This is a genomic window from Tychonema sp. LEGE 06208 (assembly GCF_015207505.1).
In the GTDB taxonomy this organism is placed as follows: Bacteria; Cyanobacteriota; Cyanobacteriia; order Cyanobacteriales; family Microcoleaceae; genus Microcoleus.
Genome location: NZ_JADEWT010000028.1, coordinates 40,559 through 59,624, shown reverse-complemented (window position 1 = coordinate 59,624; position 19,066 = coordinate 40,559). Strand labels below are relative to the sequence as shown.

19 protein-coding genes are annotated in these 19,066 nt (G+C 46.6%); 3 read left to right on the top strand and 16 right to left on the bottom strand.

The genetic code is table 11. From position 1 onward, the window contains the following. Nucleotides 1–251: 251 nt before the first annotated feature. Both IQ263_RS10235 and IQ263_RS10230 read right to left on the bottom strand, forming a co-directional pair. On the bottom strand, nucleotides 252–1,340 hold the full coding sequence (locus IQ263_RS10235) for a flagellar assembly protein H (RefSeq protein WP_194067321.1): 1,089 nt from the start codon (nucleotides 1,338–1,340) through the stop codon (nucleotides 252–254). 279 nt (nucleotides 1,341–1,619) lie between these two features. Then, nucleotides 1,620–2,357, bottom strand: coding sequence for an SIMPL domain-containing protein (locus IQ263_RS10230; protein WP_194067320.1), 738 nt, complete (start codon nucleotides 2,355–2,357; stop codon nucleotides 1,620–1,622). Between the two features lie 163 nt (nucleotides 2,358–2,520). On the opposite strand from IQ263_RS10230, the gene IQ263_RS10225 reads away from it, so the two are divergent. After that, complete coding sequence (locus IQ263_RS10225; RefSeq protein WP_194067319.1) at nucleotides 2,521–2,904, top strand: YkvA family protein; 384 nt, start codon at nucleotides 2,521–2,523, stop codon at nucleotides 2,902–2,904. A gap of 162 nt (nucleotides 2,905–3,066) precedes the next feature. Here IQ263_RS10225 and IQ263_RS10220 read toward each other — a convergent pair whose 3' ends face one another. Continuing rightward, nucleotides 3,067–3,219, bottom strand: a complete 153-nt coding sequence (locus tag IQ263_RS10220) for a hypothetical protein (RefSeq protein ID WP_194067318.1) — start codon at nucleotides 3,217–3,219, stop codon at nucleotides 3,067–3,069. A gap of 52 nt (nucleotides 3,220–3,271) precedes the next feature. On the opposite strand from IQ263_RS10220, the gene pcrA reads away from it, so the two are divergent. Further along, nucleotides 3,272–5,617, top strand: a complete 2,346-nt coding sequence (gene pcrA, locus IQ263_RS10215) for a DNA helicase PcrA (protein WP_194067317.1) — start codon at nucleotides 3,272–3,274, stop codon at nucleotides 5,615–5,617. A gap of 181 nt (nucleotides 5,618–5,798) precedes the next feature. On the opposite strand, the gene IQ263_RS10210 is transcribed toward pcrA, so the two are convergent. From IQ263_RS10210 to IQ263_RS10165, 10 genes are all read right to left on the bottom strand, one after another. Then, on the bottom strand, nucleotides 5,799–5,999 hold the full coding sequence (locus tag IQ263_RS10210; RefSeq protein ID WP_194008696.1) for a hypothetical protein: 201 nt from the start codon (nucleotides 5,997–5,999) through the stop codon (nucleotides 5,799–5,801). After that, nucleotides 5,996–6,340 carry a hypothetical protein gene (locus IQ263_RS10205; protein ID WP_194008695.1) on the bottom strand — a complete coding sequence of 115 codons (345 nt, stop codon included), beginning with the start codon at nucleotides 6,338–6,340 and terminating at the stop codon, nucleotides 5,996–5,998. The genes IQ263_RS10210 and IQ263_RS10205 overlap by 4 nt, the downstream gene beginning before the upstream one ends. 166 nt (nucleotides 6,341–6,506) lie before the next feature. Continuing rightward, nucleotides 6,507–7,787 (bottom strand): FGGY-family carbohydrate kinase, encoded by a 1,281-nt coding sequence (locus IQ263_RS10200; RefSeq protein WP_194067316.1) that lies wholly within the window; start codon nucleotides 7,785–7,787, stop codon nucleotides 6,507–6,509. Then, entirely contained in the window at nucleotides 7,784–8,146 is a 363-nt protein-coding gene (locus tag IQ263_RS10195; RefSeq protein WP_194067315.1) for a DUF5615 family PIN-like protein, read from the bottom strand. The genes IQ263_RS10200 and IQ263_RS10195 overlap by 4 nt, the downstream gene beginning before the upstream one ends. A gap of 2 nt (nucleotides 8,147–8,148) precedes the next feature. Continuing rightward, nucleotides 8,149–8,436, bottom strand: coding sequence for a DUF433 domain-containing protein (locus IQ263_RS10190; RefSeq protein WP_194067314.1), 288 nt, complete (start codon nucleotides 8,434–8,436; stop codon nucleotides 8,149–8,151). A 149-nt stretch (nucleotides 8,437–8,585) separates the two neighbouring features. Then, complete coding sequence (locus IQ263_RS10185; RefSeq protein WP_194008704.1) at nucleotides 8,586–8,795, bottom strand: type II toxin-antitoxin system HicB family antitoxin; 210 nt, start codon at nucleotides 8,793–8,795, stop codon at nucleotides 8,586–8,588. 287 nt (nucleotides 8,796–9,082) lie between these two features. Next, nucleotides 9,083–10,504, bottom strand: a complete 1,422-nt coding sequence (locus IQ263_RS10180; protein WP_194067313.1) for a serine/threonine-protein kinase — start codon at nucleotides 10,502–10,504, stop codon at nucleotides 9,083–9,085. A gap of 463 nt (nucleotides 10,505–10,967) precedes the next feature. Further along, the gene (gene ilvB / locus IQ263_RS10175; RefSeq protein WP_194067312.1) at nucleotides 10,968–12,803 is read right to left on the bottom strand and encodes a biosynthetic-type acetolactate synthase large subunit; all 1,836 of its coding nucleotides are present in this window, start codon (nucleotides 12,801–12,803) and stop codon (nucleotides 10,968–10,970) included. Nucleotides 12,804–13,316: 513 nt separating this feature from the next. After that, nucleotides 13,317–13,568: a hypothetical protein gene (locus IQ263_RS10170; RefSeq protein ID WP_194067311.1), complete on the bottom strand. Its 252-nt coding sequence runs from the start codon at nucleotides 13,566–13,568 to the stop codon at nucleotides 13,317–13,319. Then, on the bottom strand, nucleotides 13,529–14,827 hold the full coding sequence (locus IQ263_RS10165; protein ID WP_194067310.1) for an MFS transporter: 1,299 nt from the start codon (nucleotides 14,825–14,827) through the stop codon (nucleotides 13,529–13,531). Before IQ263_RS10165 ends, IQ263_RS10170 begins: the two co-directional genes overlap by 40 nt. 348 nt (nucleotides 14,828–15,175) lie before the next feature. On the opposite strand from IQ263_RS10165, the gene IQ263_RS10160 reads away from it, so the two are divergent. After that, nucleotides 15,176–15,514, top strand: a complete 339-nt coding sequence (locus tag IQ263_RS10160) for a P-II family nitrogen regulator (RefSeq protein WP_006633346.1) — start codon at nucleotides 15,176–15,178, stop codon at nucleotides 15,512–15,514. A gap of 104 nt (nucleotides 15,515–15,618) precedes the next feature. Here IQ263_RS10160 and rdgB read toward each other — a convergent pair whose 3' ends face one another. The 3 genes from rdgB to folE form a co-directional block, all read right to left on the bottom strand. Beyond that, nucleotides 15,619–16,209 (bottom strand): RdgB/HAM1 family non-canonical purine NTP pyrophosphatase, encoded by a 591-nt coding sequence (gene rdgB / locus IQ263_RS10155; RefSeq protein WP_194067309.1) that lies wholly within the window; start codon nucleotides 16,207–16,209, stop codon nucleotides 15,619–15,621. A gap of 328 nt (nucleotides 16,210–16,537) precedes the next feature. Continuing rightward, nucleotides 16,538–17,962 carry a phosphoglucomutase/phosphomannomutase family protein gene (locus tag IQ263_RS10150; RefSeq protein WP_194067308.1) on the bottom strand — a complete coding sequence of 475 codons (1,425 nt, stop codon included), beginning with the start codon at nucleotides 17,960–17,962 and terminating at the stop codon, nucleotides 16,538–16,540. 256 nt (nucleotides 17,963–18,218) lie between these two features. Next, nucleotides 18,219–18,953 (bottom strand): GTP cyclohydrolase I FolE, encoded by a 735-nt coding sequence (folE, locus tag IQ263_RS10145; RefSeq protein ID WP_194067307.1) that lies wholly within the window; start codon nucleotides 18,951–18,953, stop codon nucleotides 18,219–18,221. Nucleotides 18,954–19,066: the final 113 nt, after the last annotated feature.

Sequence of the window (19,066 nt, the reverse complement as noted above, 5' to 3'; positions counted from 1 at the left end):
GGGTTGGGAGTGGGATGGGGAGCATCTCACTTTTGCAGCCAAGCTAGAAATTGGAGGTAGGAGACAGGAGACAGGAGACAGGAGACAGGAGGAAAGAGGAAGAAAGAAGGAGTCAAAAGAAGTATTTTTACAAATATGAGATGCTCCCGTGGGATGGGCGCGATCGAAATAGATTTTTCGGATGACTTGCACGGGATGGCGGGAAATTCGGGTAGACTTTATGACTGCCCGAACAAATATTATCGCGGTTTTTATTCCAACCTTGCTCTTACTTCATCAGCCGACAACTGAGGTAATTGTTCTACAAACAGTGTCAATTGTTCCACCGGCATTGCTAATAAATTGGTAAGGGCAGCAGGCAGAATATCCTCCAATTCATTTTGGCGCATTCTCAAGACATTTTCTGCTAATAATTTAACCGCTTGTTGTCTTCCTGCTTCATCCACTGTCAGCATGGATATTGCCAGCAACAGCACTGTAAATTCCGCAGCGGGCAACTTTGATATTGGAGATAAAAAAGCTGTCATTTTTGAGTTAACTTCTCCAAATCGCACTTGCAGAAAATTCTCTAATATTAAGCGCTGTTGTGTTTGCCTGCCTTGTTCTAATCCTTGTTCAATTCCTTGTTGTTGTGCGGCTTCTAACTGTTCTCTAAAAAGTGATGGGATCGCCATAATTAACTCCCGCTCTTCTGGCTGTAACTCTTGTTCGGTATCGGTTACTAAGTTTGACTGTAACTGATACAGCAATTCTAGCGCGATAATCCGTAACGGATCGTCGGTTGCTAAATAGCTCAGTTCGGCGATCGCCCTTGGCTGCACTTTTCCTTTGCCTAAAATCCTCAACCACAACGTTTCGGGAGTTTCGGGCAATTGGTGAATCACCACCATTGCCGATTTCAAATGCCTCGGCAAAAAATAAATGCCATCGAGCCAATCATCCGGCTTGGGTACCGCACCAAAACCCTCCAGCAGTGCTTTCGACGCTGTAGGTGTCAAAATCCACAATAAGGGCAGCTTAGCATCGTCGTAGCGAGTATTTTCTCTTCGGGCTTGCCGCTCCAATTCACCCCGCAAATCCCATAACTTACTCATACAGCTAATGACTTCGCCGACAGTTACTGGATTGCAAAACGGTTCAAAAATTGCCGCCGTATCAGCCATTTTTCCCAACAATCCTAAAGTTGCTGAGTATTCGGGAATTACAGTGCTGGGAATGAAATAAACATCGATTTCTCGGACTTCGGCAGTAACATCATGCCCGATATTCACCGTTCCGATGGGAGACAGCAGTTCTGTCAACAAGTCTTTGGCAAAGCGATCGTGAATAAATCGCGTCATAAAAATTTGCTTTCATATTTTATGATTTAATTTTATAATGTTGCTGTCAGATATTTAATATCAATTCCGGCTGCACCGGAATGATATAGAGGACACGGCAGTGCCGTGTCCCTACCACGATCAATTGTAGGGACACGGCACTGCCGTGTCCTCCGTTTATATCATTCCGATGCTAACGGAATTGATATAAGATGTTTTATCTGACAATAAGTAGACAAGCATAAAAAACTCAAACACCCAGATATCGCATTTTACGTTCCTTGAAAATGCAGGCCGGAATCAATATCCAATTTGCAAAGTCACAGAAGCTTCAATCTGCTGTTCCCCTCCCACCACAGGCGTTGCAGCATTAGCATCAGCCCTAGCAGCAGCAAATTGGCGGTACACGGGAGCTGGCGCGATCGCACCGTTGACTTGAATTCCCTGAATCTCGCCGCGCTTGAGGTTGAGCGCGCTCAAGACTGCATCCGCTTGCGATTGAGCGTCTTGAGTGGCTTTTTTGAGTGCTTGTTTTTGAGCTTGTTCGATCGCGCTTTCGGCGGCCACAAAACTCACACCTTGAATGCGCGTTGCTCCGGCTGTCACCGCATCGTCGAGCAAAGTGCCTGCAGATTCAGTATTAATCTGAAAACTGACGGTATTCGTAGCAGTATACCCTGTCAGCCGCTGCTGGTTGTTTTCGTAGCTGTAATTCGGGCTGAGGGTAATGCCGGCAGTTTCGAGTTTTTCGACTTGGCGCGATCGCAGCAACTCTACCACAGCGGACGATCGCCTGGCCGCTTCCTGCTGCACCGCAGTCGCCGTTTTCCCCTGCACCTCAACACCCAGCCGCACTTGGGTTTTAGTTGTAGGAATCGCTTCCACACCCCGCCCGGTAACAGTCAACGTTCTGAGCCGCTGTTCTTGAGCAACCGCCGGATCTAACCTCACAAAACTCACGAAAGTTAACGTTAAACACAACGCTGTTAACAGACTGCGGAAATTATTTCTAGTACCGCGCCGCAAATTTGAATTCATAACTTTGATTATCCTCACATACAACAGATGCTATATTTTACTTTGCCACTGAAATTCCTAAATATCCGGCTTGTTACATTTTTGGCAACTAAAAAAAATATTAGTCATTGGTCATTAGTCATTAGTCATTACTCATTAGTTATTACTCATTAGTTATTACTATATGCAATCCTTAAAACAAGCTGCCCGCCGACTTAAAAAAGAGACTTACGCCGTTTATTTAGCCAGTACAGACCAGAGAGTACCTGGGTACGCCAGAATTTTAGCTGGCCTTACGGTGGCCTATGCTTTTAGCCCGATCGACTTAATACCCGATTTCATACCAATTCTCGGCTACTTGGACGATTTGATAATTGTACCTTTGGGAATTTGGCTGGTACTGAAGATGATTCCCCCACAGGTTTTAGCCGAGTGTCGGGAAAAAGCCGCTGCTGAAATAGAGCGAGAAAAACCGATAAATCTGGCTGCGGCTGCTATAATTATTGTTATTTGGATTGGCTTGGGAATATTAGCAGCAGTTTTGCTCAAACAAATATTGAAACGTTAGAAATCCGGACCGTTGAAACCGCGGCTATAGAGACAAAACCCGCCTCCGCAGGTTGAATAATAGGCGGTGAAAATTATGTTTTACCTTATTCTCTCTTCGTCCGCGGAGGCGGATATCGTTTGACTTTCTGGGGGTTTCAACCGCCGTCGGATCTTCATGATATTATATTGTAGGGCGATCGCTCATTACCTTAAACAAACTCGGAGTAAATGAATTCCTTTCATCAAACGTAAAATACGAAACCCTCAAAGGCTTGCTGTGTATCTCTTCTTCCTTCTTCCTTCTTCCTTCTTCCCTCTTCCTTCTGCTTATCACATACTAAGTATTATTTATCTCTTAAAAAAATCCAACAACTAACTATCTAGCTATGACTCAAACCACTGATTTCCTCAGCCACCTCAACCCATCTCAGCGCCAAGCAGTCGCCCATTATAACGGGCCGCTGTTAGTAGTAGCGGGCGCTGGTTCCGGCAAAACGCGAGCTCTAACTTACCGAGTTGCTAACTTAGTTCGCACCCATAGAGTTGATCCAGAAAATATTCTGGCGGTGACATTTACAAATAAAGCCGCCAGGGAGATGAAAGAAAGAATTGAGAAATTGCTGGCTACTCAGCAAGCTGAAGCGGAATATGGGAAACCTTTGGCAGATTTAGCGCCGGATGTGCAAACCAGATTGCGATCGCAAATTTACCAGAGAATTACCAAACAGATTTGGATGGGAACCTTTCACTCTCTGTGCGGCCGAATTCTCCGCTACGACATTGAGAAGTATCAAGACGAAAAAGGCCGCCAGTGGAAGAAGAATTTTTCAATTTTTGACGAGTCAGATGCTCAAAGTCTCGTCAAACAAATTGTTACCAAAGTCCTCAATTTAGACGATAAGAAATTTGACCCGCGCAAAGTCCGATATGCCATCAGCAACGCTAAAAATCAAGGTTGGTCGCCTCAAGAATTCCTCGCAGCAGAACCGGATTACCGAGGGCGGGTAATTGCGGATGTTTACAGCCGTTATCAAGATGCTTTAGCCGCCAACAATGGCTTAGATTTTGACGATTTAATTCTAGTTCCGGTTAAACTTTTACGCCAAAACGAGCAAGTTTTAAGTTATTGGCATCACAAATTCCGACATATTTTAGTTGACGAATATCAGGATACCAACCGCACTCAATACGATTTGATTCGGATGTTGGTGACAAATAACAGCGACCCGAAAGAGTTTGATAAATGGCAAAATCGCTCGATTTTTGTGGTGGGCGATGTGGATCAATCTATTTACAGTTTTCGGATGGCTGATTATACCATTTTGCTGGAATTTCAAGAGGATTTCGGCGATGGCTTGTCGGACGAAAAAACTCAGACGATGGTCAAATTAGAGGAAAATTATCGATCGCGCGAAAACATCCTGCAAGCCGCCAACCACTTGATCGAACACAATACCGAACGCATCGAGAAAGTTCTGCGCCCGACTCGCGAACCCGGAGCTCCGATTGTGGTATGGCGCGCCGACAACGAAATAGATGAAGCGCAATTTGTAGCGGGGCAAATTCAGTCCCTGAAGCGCCAAAATTCCGAATACGAACACGGCAGCAACTTTGCGATTCTCTACCGCACCAACGCCCAATCTCGCTCCTTTGAAGAAGCGTTAATGTACTTGGATATTCCCTACAATATTGTCGGCGGCCTGAAGTTTTACGATCGCAAAGAAATCAAAGATATCCTAGCATACCTGCGGACGATCGCCAATCCCGACGATAGCGTCAGCCTCAAACGCATCATCAACACTCCCCGCCGCGGCATTGGCGACACGACATTTGGTAAAATCGAAGACGCTGCAACTCAATTGGGCATTCCGCTGTGGGAAATTCTCAGCGATGAATCTTCTGTAAATACTCTCGCAGGGCGATCGGCAAAAGCTATAATTAAATTTGCCGCCATGATTGGTAATTGGCAACAAAAACTTGAAACTACGCCCGCGTCGCAAATTGTCCAAGGAATTATCGAAGATTCTGGTTACATTGACGATTTAAAAAATCAAGGAACCGAAGAAGCCGAAAATCGCATCGAAAACGTTCGAGAATTGTACAACGCAGTGCTGCAATTTGAAGAACAAAACGAAGAACCGACGCTAACATCATTTTTAGCAAAAGCATCCTTAGCCTCCGATTTAGATGATTTGAAAGAAGACGATTCCCGCGTGTCGCTGATGACGCTGCACTCAGCCAAAGGGTTAGAATTTCCCGTAGTATTTTTAGTCGGAATGGAACAGGGTTTATTTCCCAATTTCCGCAGTTTAGATGACCCGAAAGCAGTTGAAGAAGAACGCCGTTTGTGCTATGTCGGCATCACTCGCGCCCAGGAATTGCTATTTCTCACCCACACTCGCGAACGCCGCCTCTGGGGAGGATACCGCGAACACTGCACGCCTTCGCTATTCTTGGGCGAATTACCGACACATTTGTTGGCTGGAAGTGCGAAGAAAACTAAGACTATGAAAACTGCTGCATCCCAGGGAAAAACTAATAATTCAGCCGCCCATTCTGGGAGTTCTCCATCAGAATGGAAAACGGGGGAACGGGTTTTTCATCATGCTTTTGGAGTTGGAGAAATTACCCACGTTTTGGGAGTGGGCGATAAAACTAATCTGGCAATTAAATTTAAAGGTTTGGGCCGCAAAATCATCGATCCGAGGACGGCAAAGTTGCAGCGAGTGTAATAGAAAAAACTCCCAGAAAACCCGGCGGTTGAAACCGCGTCTGTACAGGCAAAACCCGGATGGTGCGCGGGTTGAAGAATGGGCGGTAAAAATGGCGGTAAAAATTACATTGTTTTCTTCATTCCGCAGAGGCGGACATTGTTTGAATTTCTGGCGGTTTCAACCGCCGGATTTTCTTCTATTATTCGATTACCTGAGATTCCACACGCCTGTATTTACCCGCCAAACGTTCTCGACGCTGGCGGCGGTTGTCAGCTTCAAATATAGCGATTAATTCATCCAGGTTTAGAGTTAAAGCGTCCAACTGTTGGCAGACTTCACGCATCTTTTCAACGTGTCGCTTTCTGGTTTCAGCGTCGGGGATTCTAGGTTGTTGATTCATGGCAAATTCCAATCTATTTTGATTTCTCGGATAGTTGCTTCTGAGGCATCGACAGCCGCCTCTGTTTGTTCTATCGTTCTATACAGAAAGTTTAACGTATCCGCAGTCGCAGCGGGTTGAGATTCTGCTACCTGCTGCAAAAGCCTGTACAAACGATTGTAAGGGTTTCTCAACCTTTCCTTAACATTATCTAGGGATTCTAGTTCGGGGAGTGTCGCTTCTGTCTCGCCAAACTGCTGCATTAAAATATATTCTGTGGCGGTTGTTTCGTTGAGGATTTCCACTAGCCGCCGCTGCAATGTGAAAATTGTGTTCAGGATGTCATCAGGTAGCTTTGCCATTGTCCTTGATGTTTAGGGATAACAACTTAACACAATATATCAGAATGTTTGCTTCCTTCTATTTTAGTTTGAATCGATAGCGATCGCAATCCCAATTACCACATTTAAGCCTAACTAAAAGCATCCAGATTACCAGCATCCATATCGATCCGTGAGGTCGCTTTCTTCAATCCTCCAATCTCAAATCGATCGCACTTCGCATCGCCAATAACGCCGTTCCATAAGCAGCCGCAGTCTGAACAGGAGTTTCCACCGGCACTTTTAAATAACGCTTTCTAATCGCACTCCAAACCGCATTTTTCGCTCCGCCGCCAGCAGTATAAACCTTTGTCAAAGGTGTTGCACCCAAGTCCTGCAATAATTGATATCCCCGCGCTTCAATCCGCGCGATACTTTCTAGCAAACCGTGCAGAAATTCCACAGAATCAGCGGGACGCGGTTCGAGTCTGGGCGGCAAATTCGGGTCGTTAATCGGAAAGCGATCGCCCTTTTTTAACAATGGATAATAATCCAGCAAACTCTCTTGTTCAGGATTAATTTGTGTGCTATAATTAGCTAATTCAATATCTGTAAAAAAGTGTCGCAGCACCGCACCTCCGGTATTAGAAGCGCCTCCAACCAACCACAAATCGCCTAATTTATGGCTGTAAATCCCGTATCGAGAATCATCTACGCGGGTATGACTTAACAGTTTGACTGCTAGTGTAGAACCGAGAGAAGTTACTGCTTCCCCCGGTAAATTGACACCGCTTGCTAAAAATGCTGCGATGCTATCGGTTGTACCAGCACAAATCATACAATCGCGGGGAAAACCGAAGCGATCGCCCACTTGAGTTCTGACTTCCCCCACAGGCGTGCCCGGTGCGACAACTTGCGGCAATTCAGGAGTTGCAGCGCCCGCAATTCCCTGTGTCAGCCAATTCGGATAGCACAAAGTATCAACATCGAAACCGAGTTTCAAAGCATTGTGATAGTCGCTAATTCCCAATTTTCCGTGCAGCAGAAATGCCAGCCAGTCAGCTTGATGCAGGAAAACTGTAGGGGTGGTTTCCTCTCGAAAGTCTTGCAACCACAGGAGTTTTGCCAGACTCGATGTAGCGCTCAATACTGTGTGGTTATCCGGCGCGATCGCCCGCAACGTCTCTGTCACGGCTGCACCGCGCGCATCGTTGTATAAAATGGGTTCGCATACGGGTATACCGTCAGTATCGCACAGCATGACTGTGGAGGATGTGCCGTCAAGGGCGATCGCCCTTACCCGATTGCGGATTGTTGGGGAGATTTGCTCAATTACAGCCGAGAGTGCATTTTGCCACACCGAGGGTAATTCCGACTGTTGTGCGTCGGCAAAAGTGTATTCTGTCTCGCAATGGATTGTACCCTGGGAGTCGATAATTGTCGATCGCGCGCCCGTAGTACCGAAATCTATTCCCAAATAAAGATTCATTTGTCTAGATAATTTACCAAAAACTGCTGTTGACAGATCATCTCTTCTGCTGTTTTGAGAGAAATTAACTTCAAAAAACCTCGTAATTGTTCGCCTATCGAATAACTTTGTTTTCCCATCACAATTCCTGAATGATTCCTTCCTTCTTCCATATAAATTTTATGCAAATAACAGAAGTCTCCCACGTTAAAAGTATAGATAACTCGTCCTTGTGCTGTTGCCCAGATTAATTGCTCTTCATCGGTGCAACTGAGATTATTCGATTCCGCAGTAGATACATCAATTCCTGCATTTCGGAGCGCTTTGATCAAGGAGCGTTCGAGAATATCCTCATCTAAATATAAACGAATTTGGCTCAAAATTAACTCTCCCCTTTGCATTCACTAGCTAAGCGATCGTACTCAGATTCTTCCGCCGCAATATCAGCATTTATCTGCTCTTGATTTGCGTAGTAGTAAGCGAGTGCTCCATGAACTTGGGCTAAATTTAAGTGAGAAATTTCAGCAATAATTTCTTCTGGATTCATCCCCATCTTGTACCAAACGGCGATTCGCTGAACGGTGATTCTAGTTCCTGCGATGCGGGGGCGATTTCCACAGGTTTCTGGTGTGGAAATTATCAGAGTGCCAATATCAGTTAAAGTTGGCATATATTTGAATCTGAGGTTAAAAATGTCAACTTAATTATAGCATAGGTTTATTATCATTTCAGGGTTTACGCATGGGGGTTAGAAACCCGGTTTCTACGAGTTTTGCGTTGAGTGACGAGAAATATAGCAAGAAACCGGGTTTCACCAGATTATCGTGCTTCTACATATTCACAAAGCGTAGTTGGTTGGGGAATGGGTAAACCTTCTTCTCGCAATCCTTCTAAGTGAAATTCGATCGCTTCTTTAATTTGCTGCTGTACTTCCGCAAGGGTAGCGCCTGTGGCTGCACATCCGGGTAAATCTGGTGGATATGCTGAATAGTTATTGGGTGTTTTTTCAATGACAATGGCATAACGCATTAGTTGATCTCGAATTTAGAGTAGATTAGGATTTACGTACTGACCAAAGAAACCGGGTTTTTATCGAATCTGCTGACTACAACCAAATATTTAGTAAAAAACCCGGTTTCTGAACCCTAAACAGTTTGTGTTAGCCAATTGCTATGATCCGAATTTCGCAAGTCGGTTGTTTGAAGAGTGATATCAAAACGTAACAGGTAATGAAATGACGAAAAGCCGATAACTTCGTATAAAAAGATTCTCAAAAAAAGACTTAACAAAGGGCTGAAATCGCTATAAATTACAGCTTACAGCTCTTGATGCGAGAGAAGAGAGAACCATACAACCAACCCTAACCACCCCAACACTCCAACAACCCAACCCAATCCTTCTCCCCCCCACGCAAACACACGCGCACACGACGGGAGGTGCCCCCGTGGTGCTTCCAGATTAAAGGCTAAATCATCGTACTCCAACCAAACTTTCCTTCCCTTTTTCCTCTTTCTCCAACCCACACGATCGCCTAACTTGCATTCAGTGTCATAATCAACTTTACCGCCTATTTCTAACCAGATTTTTTTCTGGACGCTAAAGCCAAAGTGACCCTGACTGTATTTTACCCACAATTTGTCGATCGTCCGCAAATCATCGCCAGGAAAATTCTCGATCGAGTTCCTATCGAACCAACCTTCCTTCTCCCGACTAGCAGCTTTTAACATCACCTTGAATGTTTCCCCATCGGCCTCTTCCCACTTCCCCGCCGCCAATAAATCCCGCAGATGAGTATAGTCAACACCCCGCGCTGATTTCAGCGAGTCTGGTGGCGGAGGAGGTGTTTGAGCTGATAATTGAGGTGATTGAGTACCAAGAGCCTGCAAAACTTCAGTAGCAGATTGATAACGTTTTTTAATAGCAGGTTGGATCATTTTATCTAAAATCTGACCCAGTTCCGAGCTGACAGATGTTTTTAAGTGTTCTCGCCACACCCACTCAAACTCGCTATCATCGAATAAATCAATCGGTTCAACCTGAGTTAACAGACACAGACAAGTCACACCCAGACTATAAATATCACTCGCATGAATCGGTTTACCGTTGGCTTGTTCCGGTGCCGTATATCCAGCCGTCCCGATTCTCGTTCCCGTTACCGCTAAAGCCGTTTGTGTCGCATATTTAGCCGCTCCAAAGTCAACTAAAACCAGTTGCCCATCTTGCTGAAGAATAATATTTTCTGGCTTGATATCTCGGTGAATAACTTGGCGGGAATGAATGAACTCGAATACTGGCAGTAAATTATTAAGCAAATTGCGAATCTGCGTTTCGCTAAAATATCCCTGAGATTTTAGTGTTTGGGCTAAATTTTCACCGTCGATGAATTCTTGGACTAAATACTGCCGTTCATCTTGACTAAAATATGCTAATAATTCGGGAATTTGAGAGTGTTTACCCAACTGTTCAAGGCGGACTGCTTCAAGCTCAAATAACTCAGCAGCTTTCTGGATACTAGAAGCGCCTTGAAATTGGGGGTAAAATTGTTTAATAACGCAGGGAGGTTTTGAGGGTTTATACTCGTCAACAGCTAGAAAAGTGCGCCCAAAGCCTCCTTGTCCAATGATTTTTTGCGATCGGTAGCGATCGCCCAATAGCAGTTTATTCCCACATTCGTGACAGAAGTTTGTAGAGCCAGACGGGTTTTGGAATAGGCAATCAGGGTTTAGACACTGGCTCATAAAATATGCTTATAAATTATAGATTAAAGCTTTCGATGGGATGCCAGCCCAGATGGTTTTAAATGTGGAACAGCAGATACCGGTAAGGACACGGCATTGCCTTTGCTCGTGTCAACTTAACCCCAAAACCTTTGTATCTCTCGCTTTTATCCGAGGCCAGATCCCCCTAAATCCCCCTTAAAAAGGGGAGTAGGGGTTGACTTCGATCGGACTCTTTTCCTCGTCAACTTAATCCCAAAAACCTTGTATCTCTCGCTGTTATCCCAGGCCAGATCCCCCTAAATCCCCCTTAAAAAGGGGAGTAGGGGTTGACTTTGAGATCGCTCCGGTTCGCCCCTTCTTAAGGGGGAGTAGGGGGCAAGCTAAGGGGGGATCTGGCCTAGACGATAAACAGCAGTCTATGACTACGTTTGACCTTAAGTTGAGACTAATAGGCACAGCCTAAGTCCCCGCTCAAAACTCCTTAAACTTTTGTCCCGCACTCAGGACAAAACTTATTGATCGAAACATTCTTCGCGCCGCAACTCGGACAATAAATCAACTCTGCAGATGGCAACGTGCTGCGTTCCGGTAAACCAACCATTTGAGCGTTACTTTTGCCCGGAACTACCATCGGATAGCAGTTTTCGTCCCTCGTCACCTTCACGTTCATCAGCACAGGGCCGTCGTGAGCGAGCATTTGGGCGATCGCACCTGACAACTCATCCGGCCCTGAAACCAGCATCCCCTTCACGCCGTAGGCCTGGGCCAGCATCACAAAATCCGGCATCCCCACAGTCATATTCGACGACGAATAACGCTCGCCGTAGAACGCCTGCTGCCACTGCCGCACCATGCCCTGCCAGCCATTATTTACAATCACAGTCTTGACATTAATGCCGTATTGTGCTAAGGTTCCCAACTCTTGAATATTCATTTGGATGCTAGCGTCGCCAGCAATACAAATCACTTGCTCGTTGGGTAGCGCCATTTTCGCGCCCATCGCCGCCGGCAGCCCAAAACCCATCGTTCCCAACCCAGCGCTGGAAATCCAGCGACGCGGCCCGTTGTTTAAGAATTGAGCCGACCACATTTGATGTTGGCCGACATCCGTCGTGTAGTAAGCATCCGGCGCTTGAGTAGCCAATTCCCAAATCACCTCTTGCGGAGACAAAATGTCCGGGTAGTGGGGTACAACTAACGGATAGTCCTGTTTCCAGCGATCGATCCTGTGCAGCCATTCCGCAGTTTGTCCGGGAGTACCCGAAACACCTGTTTCCCGACAGCGGCGCAGCAAATCCATCAAAACTTGCCGGACATCTCCGACAATCGGCACCTCCGGGCCGCGATTTTTACCTACTTCCGCCGGATCGATATCGATGTGAATCACCTTCGCGCGGGCGGCAAACTCGTCTAATTTGCCCGTCACGCGATCGTCAAACCGAGCTCCGACAGCAATCAGCAAATCGCACTCGGTAACGGCAAAATTAGCGTAAGCAGTGCCGTGCATCCCCAGCATTTTCACAGACAAAGGATGTTTTTCGTCAAAAGCGCCTTTGCCCATCAGCGTTGTCGTGACAGGTAATTGGAACATCTCGGCGAGTTCCTTAATTTCCTCGTGGGCCCCGGCTGCGATCGCCCCGCCGCCCACATAAAGCAAAGGACGCTTCGCTTCCTTCAGCAAATGGATAGCTTGATTAATCTGGCGGGGATTTCCCTTCACTGTCGGCCGATAGCCAGGAATTCTCACCGATCCCGGTTCCACCGGCAGATACTCAAACTCTTCTAAACCGACATCCTTGGGCACGTCAATCAACACCGGCCCCGGCCGCCCCGTACTCGCGATGTGGAAAGCTTCAGCCACAATTCGGGCCATGTCTCTGGGGTCGCGCACTACATAGGAATGCTTGACAATGGGCAGAGTAATGCCGTAAATATCAGTTTCCTGAAACGCATCAGTGCCGATCGCCGGACGAGGAACCTGACCGGTAATAATTACCATCGGGATAGAATCCATGTGGGCCGTCGCAATCCCCGTCACCAAATTAGTTGCGCCGGGCCCGGAAGTCGCGAAACAAACCCCAACTTTTCCGGTAGCGCGGGCGTAACCGTCGGCGGCGTGGGCAGCACCTTGCTCGTGCCGCACTAGAATGTGATCGATCGCCCCTGTTTCTTCAGCCCGGTATAGTTCGTCGTAAAGCGGCAAAATTGCGCCGCCGGGATAACCGAAAATATGCTTGACACCGTGGCGGATCAAGCTATCGATTAAAGCAAATCCACCCGTTGCACGCCTGACGGCTACTTTAGTTTTTAATTGCACTGATTTTTTTACCTCCAACTAATTATGAATTTTAATGAAAGCTTTGATACTACTTTAATCTCTACGATCGAACTCTGGTAGTTCACCGGCGGATATTTTACAAAAAGTTTCGCGCTGGGGCGGTGTGCGATCGGACTTTCGGGCAAAATTGTGGAACAGCAGAGGAAGAAAAGAAATAGAGGAAATCGCGGTTTCTATGCCGATTTACCGCGATATGACGCTATAGGGCATAGGGCATTGGGCATTGGGCATTGGCCAAACAGGGCATTGGGCATTGGGCATTGAGCATAGGGCATTGGGCATAGGGCATAGGGCATAGGGCATACCTCACCACGCGATCGAACCGCTATATGTTAGAGATCGATCGCCAAAAGAAAGCCATCTTCCTTCTTCCTTCTCCCCTCTTCCATCTTCCTTCTTCCGACGGACTTACATCCGTTACATCCGTTACATCCGTTACATAATCCGCTGCCGAACTTCCCTCTTCCGACGGACTTACATCCGTTACATCCGTTACATCCCGTACATAATCCGCTGCCGAACTTCCTTCTCCCCTCTTCCTTCTTCCCTCGGACCTCTTCCGACGGACTTACATCCGTTACATCCGTTACATAATCCGCTGCCGAACTTCCCTCTTCCCTCTTCCGACGGACTTACATCCGTTACATCCGTTACATCCGTTACATAATCCGCTGCCGAACTCCCCTCTTCCTTGTTGCCAAAGTTTACAGAGCATCCTTTAAGACTTTGCGAGTATGGTGCCAAGCTGCCATACCCATCACCGAGACCAAAAAGCCCAAACTCAGCAGCACGATCCGCAAACCCAAGTCATCCGATCCCACTACTTTGCTCACAGCATCCGTCAGCGGGCCTGTTACTGCTAAAGGCAAGCTGAGGGCAATGTTAATCGCATTGTTTTCCAAGCCAAAGACTTTTCCCCGCATAGATTCTGGAGTTTTCTCTTGAATCAAAGCTTGCATCGGGCCGTTAATTAAAGAAGCACCAAAACCGAACAGAGCACTCAAACTAAATCCCAGCCACAACTGTCTGGTAAAGGCAAACATTGCCAATACAAAACCCATCATCAAGAAACCAAGTAACGGTAAAGGTTTCTGCTGCATTCGATCGCCCCAGTGACCCAAAAAAGCCGCCCCGAAGACCATTCCGACACCAGCCGCCGCCAGCAAAAAGCCAAATTGAGTTTCTTTAAGACCAATTTTGCCCGAAAGTGCGATCGCCAGAACTTGCAGCGCCGCAAACACCGAATACAAAATCGTCAACTGCACCATCGCGTTGCTAACCAGGTGGTTGTGCTTCAAATAGCGCAAACCTTCCTTAAGGTCTTGCCAAGGATGGACATTTTTGGCACCGCTACCGGGATGATTTTCTTTAATGTGCATGGCATAGATCAAACCCGCAGATATCAGGTACAACCCACCCAACAAAAACTCTTGATAAGCTGGCCCGAAGCTGTGTTTGACCCAACTAAACAGCGGTTCGCCGATCGTCATCCCGACAATAATTCCGCCCATTGTGGACGAGGCGAACAGAGCATTTGCCGACATCAGTCCCTCTCGCCCCACGGCCAGGGGGATTGCCGCGGCCTCTGCTGGAGCAAAAAATTGCGTTACAGTAGAGACCAAAAACGTAATCGCCAACAACACGACAAAAGTTTTGGGCAAAAACGGCAAAGCTACAATCAACATGGCTCGGATCGCGTTACAGCCTATCAGCATTTGCTTTTTGGAAAAGCGGTCTACCACAATACCGGCCGCCGAACCAAAGAAGATCGCCGGCAGCGTGTAGGCGATCATCACCGCTGACAGCATTGAATTTCCCGAATACTCCGCAGAAACCGGCCAGGGTTGGTAGTCGCCGGTTTTCAGCAGAATAATCAGCAATACGTAAAAGATTTTATCCGCCACTTGGGCCAACAACTGGCCCGTCCACAAGGCGAGGAAGGGGCGATTTCTCAGTAGGGCATCAAGCCCGCTGCGGTCAGGGGGAGGGCTGGCTGGGTGCATAGGAATAGTTTAACTGACCGCTTGTAGCAATGATAATTTTCAGCAATACCTGCAAATCTGACACAACAAACTCGAAACGAGCGAAAACTCCTGTCTCCTGGGTTCTTTTTCTGTTTTAGCAGATCGGCGGGGGAAGGCTGCGTTCTTTTTTTCTCTAGCGCGATCGACCACAGCCATTACCCGCGCCGGAAAATTCAGACAATGTGATTAAATATTGGCCTGCATTTCATCGCGAGTACAACATACGGTAGTATATTTTACAAAATACTTAATCTTATCAGTGATATTAAAAGATGTCACGCCAGTTAAGTAATATAACGAAGGTACTAAGTGTTAGGAGTGAAAAAATTGAAAAAAGTTGAAGCTATTATTCGCCCCTTTAAACTAGACGAAGTGAAAATCGCGCTCGTCAATGCCGGCATTGTGGGGATGACTGTTTCTGAAGTTAGAGGTTTTGGCCGTCAAAAGGGCATGACTGAACGCTATCGCGGTTCTGAGTACACCGTTGAGTTCTTGCAAAAGCTCAAAGTCGAGATTGTTGTCGAAAACGATCAGGTTGATATGGTGGTTGATAAAATTATCGCTGCTTCTCGCACGGGCGAGATTGGCGACGGCAAGATTTTCATCTCTCCGGTAGAACAAATTATCCGAATTCGGACTGGAGAAAAGAACCTGGAGGCAATCTAGGATACTGGGGAATGGGGCATTGGGCATTGGGCATTGGGCATTATAGCATTGGGCATTGGATAATTGGTACTAATCACAAATAACCAATAACTAATGACTAATAACTAATGACTAATGACTAATGACTCCATTTGTGGTATTAGGGCCTCGAATGCTTTGCCGCGGTGGGAGTGCGATCGCTTGATATCCGTTGTCATTTCGGCAAAAGTCTGCTGCTGTGCGGGTACGTAGAAAATCGGGTCATATCCGAAACCTCCGGTACCGCGAGGACTGTGCAGGATTTCACCTGGGCAAATTCCTTCTACTTGCAGGGCAATTGTACCGTCGGGACGGGCGATCGCGATCGCGCAAACAAATTGTGCTTCCCGGTTTGCTTCGTTTCCCAATTCTTTCAGCAGCCGAGATATCCTGTCAGCATCGCTTGAACCGTAGCGCGCCGAATAAATCCCAGGTTTACCGTCGAGTGCATCTACCATTAAACCAGAATCATCGGCGATCGACCATTCGCCTGTAGCTTTGGCTATTTCAGAAGCTTTCAAACAAGCATTAGCAATAAATGTTTCCCCAGTTTCCTCAATTTCCAATTCTTCCGGTTTCAGGCGCAATTCCCACCCCAAATCCTGAAGGTAAAGCTGCATTTCCTTAAGTTTACCCGGATTGCCCGTAGCCACAACTAGCAATTTATTATTAGTCATTATTTCTGTTAAAATTTACGGATGGATTTTTCACGAACCGCGAAGATGCGAAGGAAGAGAGAAGAAGAGAAAGTTCCCAATTTTGTGATTTTTTTTACCGCAGAGACCGCAGAGAACGCAGAGAAGGAGAGGTTTCATATCAATCTATCCGCTTTCATTTGCGTTCATCATGGATTTTTTACGAACCGCGAAGATGCGAAGGAAGAGAGAGTTCCCAATTTTGGGGATTTTTTTTTACCGCAGAGGCCGCAGAGAACGCAGAGAAGGAGAGGTTTCATATCAATCTATCCGCTTTCATTTGCGTTCATCTGCGGTTGTTTTCATCCGATTAATTCTGCGCCCAAGCTTTCGCCCAATTTAAGTTTTGCATCACTTCTTTCAATGTGGCTGCTTCGGAATAAAGCCTCAACACCGGTTCTGTGCCGCTAAACCGAATTAACAGCCAGCTTCCGTCGGTTAAACGGAATTTGTATCCGTCTACTTTGTTGCAGTCTACTACTGTTTTGCTGGCGATTTCTGTTAATGGTTGGTTTTGCAGCAAATCCAGCAAGCGCGATCTTTCTTCCATGTTTGCTAGGTGCAGGTCGATTCTGTCATAAGCTGAGGTAAACTCTGTTTCTGTTTGCAGTCTGCTGTAAATTTGGCTTAGGTCTTCCCCGGATTTGACGACTGCTTCTAATAAGTACAGGGCTGATAGCAAGGCGTCTCTTTCGGGTATGTGGGTTCCGTAGCCGATTCCTCCAGATTCTTCGCCGCCTACTAGGACTTTGGTGGTTAACATTCGATCGGCTATATACTTGTAACCGATCGGCGTTTCAAATAATGGTAAGCCGTAAAGTTGGGCAATTTTGGGAATGATGTCGGAACCGCTGACGGTTTTGATGACTTCTCCGGTTAACCCGCGCCGTGAAGCTAGGTGTTCGATTAATATGGGAACTAGGATTTGCGAACTGAGAAAGTTGCCGCTAGAGTCAACGGCTGCAATTCGATCGCTATCTCCATCAAATACAAATCCGATTGACAAACCGAAATTTTGGCGCTGGTGGGTACGCATCATGCGGAACAACTTCGACAGGTAGCGCGGTAATGGTTCTGGTGCGCCACCGCCAAACAGCGGATCGCGATCGCTGTTGATTTCTTGCACTGTTTCTTCTAATATTTGAGATAATCCTCCTGCTGCAGCGCCGTGCATTGCATCTACAAATACTGTAATTTTGCCGGATGCGATCGCATCTTTAATCGCCTCAATATCCACCATTTCCCGCAAGGTTTTGCAGTAAGCCGGCCAAGGATTGAAATTCTCCAATTTTCCGGGGGTTGCTGAAAGTGCGGCCGGATTTTCGAGTTTTGCTTCTATCTGTTGCGTCACTTCGGGCGAAACTGAACCTCCAAATCCCCCCTTGACTTTTAACCCTAAATATGATCCGGGATTGTGGCTGGCTGTCAGGACGATCGCACCTAAAGCATTTAATTGTTTGGCTGCTAAACTGAAAGCCGGAGTGGGGGCGTAGGATTCGCTCAGCAGCACGTCAAATCCGGCGTTTTGGACTGCCTCAGCCGCTGTTTTGGCAAAATCTTCCGCCAAAAAACGGCGGTCGTAACCGACAATTACGGTACCGCTGCTGGCATTATTGCCACTGGTTTGTGCGAGAACTTGTGCTGCTAGGGGAGCTACTAATGCTACGCGATCGAAGGTAAAATCGTCGGCTATAATGCCGCGCCAGCCATCGGTTCCGAATTTAATAGGATTCATTTAGTCAAAAGCCATGAGTCACCAATCTATTTTATTGGCAGAACGGGCGATCGTCATCTGATTTGAGATTTTAGATCGGTCTTGGACGCACTCCGACAAAGAAACCGGGTTTTTTTTTACCCAATTTGCGGTGCGTAACGAAGTATATCGTAAAAAAAACCGATTTCTGGACCCCATGTTTGATTACAGCCACCAGGAAAAAAGTGATTGGCTAATGACTAATGACTGATGACTAATGACTGATGATGACTAATGACTAAAAGAATGCCGGTTGGTGGCGGATCAAATTCAAGAATTCTTCGCGAGTTTTTTGTTCATCTTGAAACACGCCCAACATGGCACTCGTAACCGTCCAAGCACCGGGTTTTTGTACGCCCCGCATTGTCATGCACATATGGCTGGCTTCCATTACTACAGCGACTCCCTGCGGTTCCAATATTGTCTGAACTGCTTCGGCAATTTGGCGCGTCAAACGTTCCTGCACCTGCAAGCGACGGCTGTACATCTCGGCAATTCTGGCTAATTTGCTCAGTCCCACTACTTTTTGGTTGGGAATGTAAGCGATGTGAACTCGGCCCATAAATGGCAGCATATGGTGTTCGCACATACTGAATACGCTGATGTCTCGCACCAGTACCATTTCGTTATGCCCTTCGTCAAAGATAGCGCCGTTGAGGAGTTCTTCGAGGGATTGGCTGTAGCCGCTGGTGAGAAACTGCATTGCTTCTGCTACCCGTTTGGGGGTTTTGAGCAATCCTTCCCGTTCGGGGTTTTCTCCTATTCCCAGCAGCATCGTCCGGACGGACTCCATCATTTCATCCATACCTACTTCTGAGGATACGGGTATGTTAGACTCTTGACCGTTGGAAGAATTGCGATCGGGTCTAGTCGTGATGCGCGGGGCGTTGTAGTCTGCGGTTTCTGAAGGTTTCATGCTGTCTGTTGAGATAGAGTTCGAGTTATTTGAGCCGTTGTTCGATGCAATTGTCATAATAATTTCGTGTGAGGAACGAGCTATTTTCGATTTTTGATTGTCGATTGCGATCGAGCTATCGATTTTCAATTGTGATAAAGCTATCGATTTTCGATTTTTGATTGTCGATT